The sequence below is a fragment of the Enterobacter cloacae complex sp. P15RS genome, assembly GCF_014895905.1.
GTDB classification, from domain to species: Bacteria; Pseudomonadota; Gammaproteobacteria; order Enterobacterales; family Enterobacteriaceae; genus Enterobacter; species Enterobacter quasihormaechei.
The window spans coordinates 231,380-239,907 of the sequence record NZ_JADBQL010000025.1; the positions used below are offsets into that span (position 1 = coordinate 231,380).

Below are 8,528 nucleotides of genomic sequence, written 5' to 3' on the forward strand. Positions count from 1 at the left end.
TTTCGTTATCCAATCGGCAGAGCCATGATAATGGCGTCTTCACGTCCCTCTGCGGTGGGGTAGTAGTTACGGCGGATGGTCGCCTCGTTAAAGCCTAAGCTTTCATAAAGTGCGATGGCGGCGACATTAGACGCGCGCACCTCCAGCCACAGAGTGAAAACGTCACGGGTTTCCAGCTCACGAATGAGGTGCTCAAGCAGTTCTCTGCCCAGCCCGCGGCGCTGGTAAGCGGGATCGACCGCGATATTAAACAGCGTCGCTTCGTCCAGAACAACCTGCGTAATGGCAAACGCGGCCAGGGTGCCGTCCACGTCCAGGCGCAGATTTAAATAGCGTTCGCCCTGATTGCTGGCAAACGTCTTTTCGCTCCACGGAAAGGCATGGGCGCGGGTTTCAATCGCGAACGCGGTGGTCAGGTCAGCCGTCGTGAGGGAAGAAATCGTGTTCATATTCGCAAATTTGTTGCCATAGCGCGCTACGCGCCTTTGGGTTGGCTTTCAGTTCGTCCAGCGCTGGCGAGCTGATCTGGCTGCCTTCAAGGGGTAGCTCATCCACCGCCCCGATTCGCCAGCTGTTACAGCGGCTGTCAGGGGGAAGCATCGCGACGCTTTCGGGCGCCAGCTGTAATACCTGATCGTTTGTCACCTTCAGGCTGCGAAGGACATCTTCAATCAGGGGTTCATTCAGGGCAGGCGGCGCGTCTGCCACCATCACCAGGCGGACATGCGCAGGGATGGAGATGGCTATTTCGCCCCGCAACGCCGTCGGGCGACGCAAAGCCCACTGGGTGATGCCCAGCTGCTGCAACTGCCAGTCTCGTCGGGATGTCATAGCGAAAACTCCTGTCTCTCAGGCGCGCAAATATAGCAAATGTGTCGAAACTGCGCCATCTACCTACTATAATCCCCGCCTGAGTTTATTGAGGAACAATTCATGTCTGCATTTACCCCGGCAAGTGAAGTCTTGCTGCGTCACAGTGATGATTTCGAAGAAAGCCGTATTCTGTTTGCCGGAGATATGCAGGATGACCTGCCCGCGCGTTTCGACTGTGCTGAAAGCCGTGCCCACACCCAGTACTACCACCACTGGCAGGTACTGAGCCGCCAGATGGGCGAGCGCGCGCGCTTTAGCCTGGTGGCGGAGCAGAGCGATATTGCTGACTGCGATACGTTCATTTACTACTGGCCGAAGAACAAACCGGAAGCCCAGTTCCAGCTGATGAACCTGCTTTCTCTGCTGCCGGTCGGCTGCGATATTTTCGTCGTCGGTGAGAACCGCTGCGGAGTGCGTAGCGCAGAGCAGATGCTCGAAGCCTACGCGCCGCTGACGAAAATCGACAGCGCCCGTCGCTGCGGCCTGTATCATGGCCGTCTGGAAAAACAGACAACCTTTGATGCCGACACCTTCTGGGACGAGTATCAGCTCGACGGTCTGACCATCAAAACGCTGCCGGGCGTATTCAGCCGTGACGCGCTCGATACGGGCAGCAAGCTGCTGCTGTCCACCCTGACGCCGCACACCAAAGGCAAGGTGCTGGACGTTGGCTGTGGCGCGGGCGTGCTGTCAACGGTTCTCGCCAGCCACTCGCCGAAGGTGCGTTTAACCCTGTGTGACGTGAGCGCTCCGGCGGTGGAAGCCAGCCGCGCCACGCTTGCGGCGAACGGTATTGAAGGCGACGTTATTGCCAGCAACGTCTTCTCCGACGTGACCGGTCGCTTTGATATGATCATCTCTAACCCGCCGTTCCACGACGGGATGGAAACCAGCCTCGAAGCGGCGCAAACCCTGATCCGTGGCGCAACCCGTCACCTTAACAGCGGCGGCGAGCTGCGTATCGTGGCGAACGCCTTCCTGGCCTATCCGAAAGTGCTGGATGAAACCTTTGGCTTCCACGAGGTGATCGCCCAGACGGGCCGCTTTAAGGTGTATCGCACCGTAATGACGCGCCAGGCGAAAAAGTAATCCCCGCCTTTGTCCGGCGATGGCTGACGCTGCCATCGCCCATTTTTGCAGCAATCAAAACAACGTGCGCAATTTTCTGTTGACGTAAAGCTGAAAACATCTAGAATGCGCCTCCGTGGTTACGATACTTTTACAGTGTCGATGGTATGCGAAGGTGGCGGAATTGGTAGACGCGCTAGCTTCAGGTGTTAGTGTCCTTACGGACGTGGGGGTTCAAGTCCCCCCCCTCGCACCAATTATCTTACATCCTCCCGGCAGTACCTCTCGTTTTTCCCGGCTATTTCAGACTCATCAAAATCACCAGTATTACACTGACCAGCGCAACGCAAGACGGCAGCAGCACGTAATGCCGAAGCTGTTTATGCCAGATCATCGCTGACGTCACCAGCAGCCCTGAAACAATGATCGCCTTCCAGACGTCAATGGAGAGATCGGCAAACGTCAGGCCGCCAAGGATGACACCAGGCAGTAAAATCCCCCACCCACTTCCCAGCGCTTTGCTCAACATGGTTTATCCTCTCACACTGATAATGATAACCAATATCATATGATAATAATTATCACCTGTCAGCATGCGCGGGCACAAATTGCCTCGACAATCGCTTTCCCATAATGACAGAGAATGTGTAAGGTGATAAATTGCACACCTGTTAACTTTCTATAAAGTTTTTCTGATAATAAGAATTCAATTTCCTTGCATCCATAACGAATAAATAACGCCTGGCGCATTGTTTTAATTGAGTTTTAATAAAAACGCACGCATATGACATCACAATCCTGGCTGTCTTTGGTCAACAAGAAATATCAGTTATCTTTACGTTTATTTTTATTTCTGAATGCCGCCTCAGCGCTGTTCTCGATAACAAACCCGCTCTATTCCGTGCGCGTGTTATCGGTGCCCCTGGTTGCCGTATTGACTATCAGCACCGGCTTACTCATCTGGCACTGGAAAAACAGCGCGCGGAAAATAAATATTCCTGCGGTTTCCGCGATTTTCGGCTTTTTATGGGCCTGGCAGATCGTCTCTAAATTTTTGGTTATCACGCACGATCGCGCGCCGTTTTTAATGATGGCGCTTTTAACGGTGCTTTTTATAGGGGCTCTGGCGTTTGCCAGTAATATCAAAGCATTTACGCTACATTCATTACCTGCGTTTATTATCTGCCTGTGGTTAAGCCCTGCCGAAAACTGGCTGAGAATGACCTATTTCTTCGCGCTGCCTATGGTCGCCATTGGCATTCATCACGTGATCCAGCGGCGCAACGACCGTTTCGCTCAGGAGCTGCTCTCCGAACTGCTGGAGGAGCGTGAAACCCTGACCGATCTCAGCATGATGGACCCGCTGACCGGCTTGTATAACCGTCGTGGGCTGCAAAGCCGGCTGGAGAATCTCCCCACGCCCGACGGCGGCGAGCACTTCGTGCTGCTGATGGATATCGACCATTTCAAAGCCTATAACGACCATTACGGCCATATGATGGGCGATCAGGCGTTGATCCGCGTCTCGGCAGCGATCCGCGATGCCGTGCGTTCACGCGACGTGGTCGCCCGGTTTGGCGGGGAAGAATTTATGGTTCTGTTGAGTAACATTCCGCTGGAGCAAGCACGCCAGACGGCAGAACGCATACGCCAGAAAGTTTACGATCTTAAAATCCCCCATATGTTTAACGAAAGCGTCGCCACTAACGTGACCATCAGCATTGGCATTGCCATGTACGAAGGTGAAGACGTTGAGGGTGCGCTGGCGAAAGCCGATAAAGCCCTCTATGAAGCCAAGCACATGGGACGCAACAGCATTCTGATGAGCGAAGAGCTGCATACCGCCTGACCCCCCTCACAGAGCCAGGATAAATCTCTTGCGCTCGGTTTTATCTATAGTTAGGATTGGCAATCATTATCATTTAGATTTGTAATCCACACTATGGCGACTCGTACTGCACACATCGTTGAGCCCCTGCTCTGGCGCGCTCCACTCTCCGCCGGGGAGACGACGCTTGCGGACGCCATTCGGGAAAAAATCGCCGTAACGCGCGCCCATCTGCTGGATTTCATCAAGCTGGATGAAGCCCCACCGCATCATGCTCTGACGCTGTCCCAGTGGCAACGTCCTGCCGAGCTGCGCTCACTGCTGGCGGCCTATTCCGATCATATCTACCGTAATCAGCCTACGCTTGCGCGGGAAAACAAACCGCTGCTTTCCCTCTGGGCTCAGTGGTATATCGGGCTGATGGTGCCACCGATCATGCTGGCGTTGTTGACCCAGGAAACCATGCTCGATCTCTCTTCGGAGCATTTCCACGTAGAATTTCATGAGACCGGGCGTGCCGCCTGTTTCTGGATTGACGTGCATGAGGATCGCAGCGCGATGCACCTGTCTGCGCAGGCGCGTATGGAATCGCTTATTACGCGTGCGCTGGTTCCGGTGGTGGATGCCCTGGAAGCGACGGGAGAGATTAACGGCAAACTGATCTGGAGTAATACCGGATATCTTATCCACTGGTATTTGACGGAGATGAAGCCGCTGCTCGGCGACGAAAAAGTGGATGCACTGCGTCAGAGCTGTTTCTTTGCCAAACAGCTTTCAGATGGACGGGATAACCCTCTTTACCGCACCGTCGTTCCGCGTGAGGGACTTCTGGTGCGTCGTACCTGCTGCCAGCGCTACCGTCTGCCGGACGTGCAGCAGTGCGGCGATTGCACGCTTAAGTAGTCTGCCCCGGACTTGATGCCCTCACCCACGGGGGAGAGGCAACAAACACTAAAAACGGCAACCTGCGTTGCCGTTTTGCTTTTACCTACGCTATCTGCTGATTTTCCTCTTCCCCGTTACGCTGTGCTTCTTCCGCTTCCTGCTGAAGCAGCTGCTTCTCGTACACCTTGAAGAACGGGAAATAGATAATGGCGGAAACGCAGGCCAGGACCAGCACCAGAATGGCGGCGCGGAAATCCCAACCCAGCGCCCAGGCCGCACCAACCGGCGCCGGCGCCGTCCACGGCACCACGGAAATCACGCGGCCAATCAGATCAAACTTCATCGCTGCCCAGGCCAGCACGGCGTTGACCATCGGCGCCAGCAGAAAAGGAATAAAGAACACCGGGTTCATCACAATCGGCGTGCCAAAAATTACCGGTTCATTGATGTTGAATATGCTCGGCACCACGCTGAGGCGGCCAATCGAACGCAGGTGCGCGGAGCGGCTGCGCAGGTAGCAGAACACCAGCCCCATCGTCGCGCCGGACCCACCGATAACGATAAAGAACGTCCAGAAGGCCTCCATAAAGATGTGTGGCAAAGGCAGGCTCGCCGCCAGCGCGGTCTGGTTCGCCCCCAGGTTGGTCAGCCAGAACATTTGCAGCATCCCGGAGACAATCGCTGCGCCGTGGATCCCGGCAAACCACAGCAGGTGGCCAATCAGCACCGCCAGCAGGATGGCAGGCAGCGAGTCAGCCGCAGAGACCAGCGGCTTAAAGATCGACATAATGGCCTGCGGGATCAGCATGCCGAACTGCGACTGGATCAGCAGGCTCAGCGGATAAAGCGTCAACACCACCACCAGTACCGGGATCAGCAGGTCAAACGAGTTTTTGATCATCGGCGGCACCTGGTCCGGCAGACGGATCCCGATGTTGTGTGCCTTCAGAAAACGCATCATCTCAACGCAATAAATCGCCACCAGAATCGCGGTGAAAATCCCGGTCCCTCCCAGGCTATCGACTGGCAAAGCGCCTTTGGTTTTAGGGGCCGCCACCAGCAGAAACGCCATTAGCGACAGCATGGCGCACATGAACGGATCCAGCTGATGGGTTTTAACGTAATGTTTGCCCAGGTTGTAGGCGATAGCCGCACAGATATAAAGGGACATCACGCCCATCGTCATATCAAACGGCGTCAGAATTTGTCCTTCAAACTGCTTCGCCATATCCAGCCAGGCGCGGGCAAAACCCCAGGTGGTATCAGGCGAAAAAGGTGGATAAGCGAACACTAACAAAAACGAACCCACGATCATAAACGGCATCGCCGAGATGAACCCGTCGCGAATCGCCATCACATGACGCTGAGAAGAGATCCGCCCGGCAACGGGGCTGACGTAATTCTCAACGAAGCGGAAAATCAGATTAAATGCAGCATGGTTGGCAGACATAGCAGATCTCCTGTCAGACGTTCGTTTCGGACGTTCTCACGTCACACGTTGTTCCATAATTCAGCGTCACAACCTTGCCGGATCGTGTACCCGCGGTACTGCTCAAACGGAATGGTTTCATAATTAGCTCTTATTATTAGATACAGGGGAAGTTACACCCTCAGTATTCATCTCTGCATCACGCTCTGCAACCGGTTACTGTAACCGGTTTCTGTGAATGTGAAGGCGATCCAGAAATCGACCCTGACGAATATTTGTTACTTAAGGGATATTTACAGCGACTAAATTCTTATGACAGATTACGCAGGATATTTGTCAGGAGGAATCAATGAGTTTGCAGTCTGTACAGCAGTTTTTCGCCGAACACGCTCCGGATATAGAGATCATTGAGCTTAATCAAAGCACAGCGACTGTTGCACTTGCTGCTGCCGCGCACAACGTTGAACCCGGCCAGATTGCCAAAACGCTATCACTGAAGATTAAAAATGACGTGATTCTGGTGGTCGCAAAAGGCGATGCGCGTCTTGATAACAAAAAGCTCAAAGAGACATTCGGTGCAAAAGCCCGCATGCTCAGCAGCGATGAGGTCGTCACCCTGACGGGTCATCCTGTGGGCGGCGTCTGCCCTTTCGGGCTGGAAAACCCCCTCTCTGTTTACTGTGACATCACATTAAAACAGTACGCGGAAGTATTACCCGCAGCGGGTGCCATCCACAGCGCGGTGCGTATCTCGCCCGACAGAATGGCGGAACTGACCGCAGCAAAATGGGTTGATGTCTGTATTTGAACGTTGCGCCAGAAGCACTCTGGCGCACCTCTTAACGCTAAGAGAAGGAAGGAACGGTGAGAGCGGAGCGATGCACTTCCCTGGCGGGGAGATGCGCCAGGATATCCGCCGCATCCAGTAACCCCACGTCAGAATTGACGCCCAGCTTTACCATTGCGTTAAACTTATGCGCCCGAATGGTTTTAATATTGCGTTCAAGCTGTGCCGCAATTTCAGGGATCGAAAAACCCGAGGACATATAGCGCAGTATGGCCCTTTCGGTTGGGCTTAACATGCGATTCTGGCTCATATCCCCTTGATTGTACACGTTATCATTCACCTGATGTGTTTCGCTGAGCAGTGTCTCCAGCCCTTCCAATAATTGCTTTAGCGGAACCGATTTACTGATGATCCCATGTAAGCGAGAAGGCGAAAGCTGGCTGACCAGCCTCGCCTCCATTTCATCAGAAGCCAGCACGATACGCTGGACGTCGCTGTGGGTGAAAGTGAGATCCCGCAAACAGGCCAGACAGTTTCGCCGCTCCTCACGCTCATCAGACAATGAATAGATTACCGAAAAGAATGAGATTTCCGAGAGCGCCGCTCTGAAGCTGTCGAATCGGCTAAACAGATGCACCTGGTAAGGGCTCAGGACGGGCATCGCAAAGAGATGCTTCAGCCCCACAGCGCTCATTGAGCAGCTTTCGATGACGGCGATATGTCTTGTTGCAGTGGTCTTTTCCATTCCTCAAACTCTCCATAAGCCGACATTAAACTGAGTTCTCGCATTCCCTGAGTACTGCTTATCCACGCGTACATATCGGCATTGCTGCGCAGTGATAAGCGGCGCATTGCACTGTTTTTCTGTGCACTGATCGTTTTATTACTTTTATTCAGCAGCGTGGCTATTTGGTTGATTCCCCAACCCTTACCCAATAAACGCAACACCTTACGTTCAGAGTGGGTGAGCGCGATCGCTTGCTCACTCTCCTCTTCAATATCAGGATTTTCTGGTATTAATAACGTCTGGCTTATTCGCTCGGCACGTTCACTGCCCGCGCGAATAGCGTTAATTACGCCTTCAATCGGTTCCATATCTGAAAGCAGCGTGCTTTCCGGGCGCATAAGCAGCTCTACCGCAAGCGGATAAAGAGGACGCGAGACGAGAAAAATCCAGTGAATATCCCGGTACTGATTCATTAATCCATAATACTGCTCAAGCGTGCCACGCGGATTACGATATTCACCCGAAATATCGGCAATAACGACCCCAGCGCGACGCAGCTGGAGTAGCGTCAACTCCTGCATCGAACGGCAGTACGTTATCTCAAAATCGGGAAAATGGCGCGTCATGACGCCCCCTAACCCATTTTGCATTACGGGTACTCTACTGATCACAACTCCGTGTTTACCATTCAATGGCAACATAGACCCTCCATGTCTTTAATACATTTATTTAATGACGAGCAAACCCTACGAGGTTAAACACGCTTGCATCCCTAAGTACAAAACGGCTTAATACTCGCACTTTCTAAAATATGTCACATGGGTTATGAAACGCCCAATACTGGCTTAATATCGCATAAAGACCATAAATATTTAATTAAAACCACCTGAAAATATCGACAATATGAAATTAGAAATACTTAATGTATTAT

General features: G+C 53.1%; 10 protein-coding genes and 1 tRNA gene. 5 read left to right on the top strand and 6 right to left on the bottom strand.

Translation table 11 applies throughout. The annotated features are described in order from the left end of the window. Positions 1 to 5 precede the first annotated feature (5 nt). Positions 6 to 449 (bottom strand): ribosomal protein S18-alanine N-acetyltransferase, encoded by a 444-nt coding sequence (gene rimI, locus IM267_RS16440; RefSeq protein ID WP_193033834.1) that lies wholly within the window; start codon positions 447 to 449, stop codon positions 6 to 8. Further along, entirely contained in the window at positions 418 to 831 is a 414-nt protein-coding gene (locus IM267_RS16445) for a DNA polymerase III subunit psi (protein WP_063867399.1), read from the bottom strand. Before IM267_RS16445 ends, rimI begins: the two co-directional genes overlap by 32 nt. A 102-nt stretch (positions 832 to 933) precedes the next feature. Between IM267_RS16445 and rsmC the strand changes: the two genes are divergently transcribed. Together rsmC and IM267_RS16455 are read left to right on the top strand one after the other, a co-directional pair. Beyond that, the gene (gene rsmC / locus IM267_RS16450) at positions 934 to 1,962 is read left to right on the top strand and encodes a 16S rRNA (guanine(1207)-N(2))-methyltransferase RsmC (protein ID WP_193033835.1); all 1,029 of its coding nucleotides are present in this window, start codon (positions 934 to 936) and stop codon (positions 1,960 to 1,962) included. Positions 1,963 to 2,110: 148 nt separating this feature from the next. Beyond that, positions 2,111 to 2,197: transfer RNA gene (locus IM267_RS16455), tRNA-Leu, on the top strand. 42 nt (positions 2,198 to 2,239) lie between these two features. Here IM267_RS16455 and IM267_RS16460 read toward each other — a convergent pair. Then, positions 2,240 to 2,470 carry a DUF1435 domain-containing protein gene (locus tag IM267_RS16460; RefSeq protein WP_193033836.1) on the bottom strand — a complete coding sequence of 77 codons (231 nt, stop codon included), beginning with the start codon at positions 2,468 to 2,470 and terminating at the stop codon, positions 2,240 to 2,242. Between the two features lie 255 nt (positions 2,471 to 2,725). On the opposite strand from IM267_RS16460, the gene IM267_RS16465 reads away from it, so the two are divergent. Further along, entirely contained in the window at positions 2,726 to 3,790 is a 1,065-nt protein-coding gene (locus IM267_RS16465; RefSeq protein ID WP_063867396.1) for a GGDEF domain-containing protein, read from the top strand. Positions 3,791 to 3,883: 93 nt separating this feature from the next. Continuing rightward, positions 3,884 to 4,672: a siderophore-iron reductase FhuF gene (gene fhuF / locus IM267_RS16470; RefSeq protein WP_107534651.1), complete on the top strand. Its 789-nt coding sequence runs from the start codon at positions 3,884 to 3,886 to the stop codon at positions 4,670 to 4,672. Between the two features lie 85 nt (positions 4,673 to 4,757). Here fhuF and IM267_RS16475 read toward each other — a convergent pair whose 3' ends face one another. Continuing rightward, positions 4,758 to 6,104, bottom strand: coding sequence for a PTS sugar transporter subunit IIC (locus tag IM267_RS16475; protein ID WP_063450736.1), 1,347 nt, complete (start codon positions 6,102 to 6,104; stop codon positions 4,758 to 4,760). A 328-nt stretch (positions 6,105 to 6,432) separates the two neighbouring features. Between IM267_RS16475 and IM267_RS16480 the strand changes: the two genes are divergently transcribed. Continuing rightward, positions 6,433 to 6,891, top strand: a complete 459-nt coding sequence (locus IM267_RS16480; RefSeq protein ID WP_003856572.1) for a YbaK/EbsC family protein — start codon at positions 6,433 to 6,435, stop codon at positions 6,889 to 6,891. A 37-nt stretch (positions 6,892 to 6,928) separates the two neighbouring features. Here the strand turns inward: IM267_RS16480 and bglJ are convergent, their stop codons facing one another. Together bglJ and IM267_RS16490 are read right to left on the bottom strand one after the other, a co-directional pair. Beyond that, positions 6,929 to 7,564: a DNA-binding transcriptional activator BglJ gene (gene bglJ / locus IM267_RS16485; protein WP_193033838.1), complete on the bottom strand. Its 636-nt coding sequence runs from the start codon at positions 7,562 to 7,564 to the stop codon at positions 6,929 to 6,931. Further along, entirely contained in the window at positions 7,561 to 8,298 is a 738-nt protein-coding gene (locus tag IM267_RS16490) for a LuxR C-terminal-related transcriptional regulator (RefSeq protein WP_193033837.1), read from the bottom strand. Before IM267_RS16490 ends, bglJ begins: the two co-directional genes overlap by 4 nt. Positions 8,299 to 8,528 lie beyond the last annotated feature (230 nt).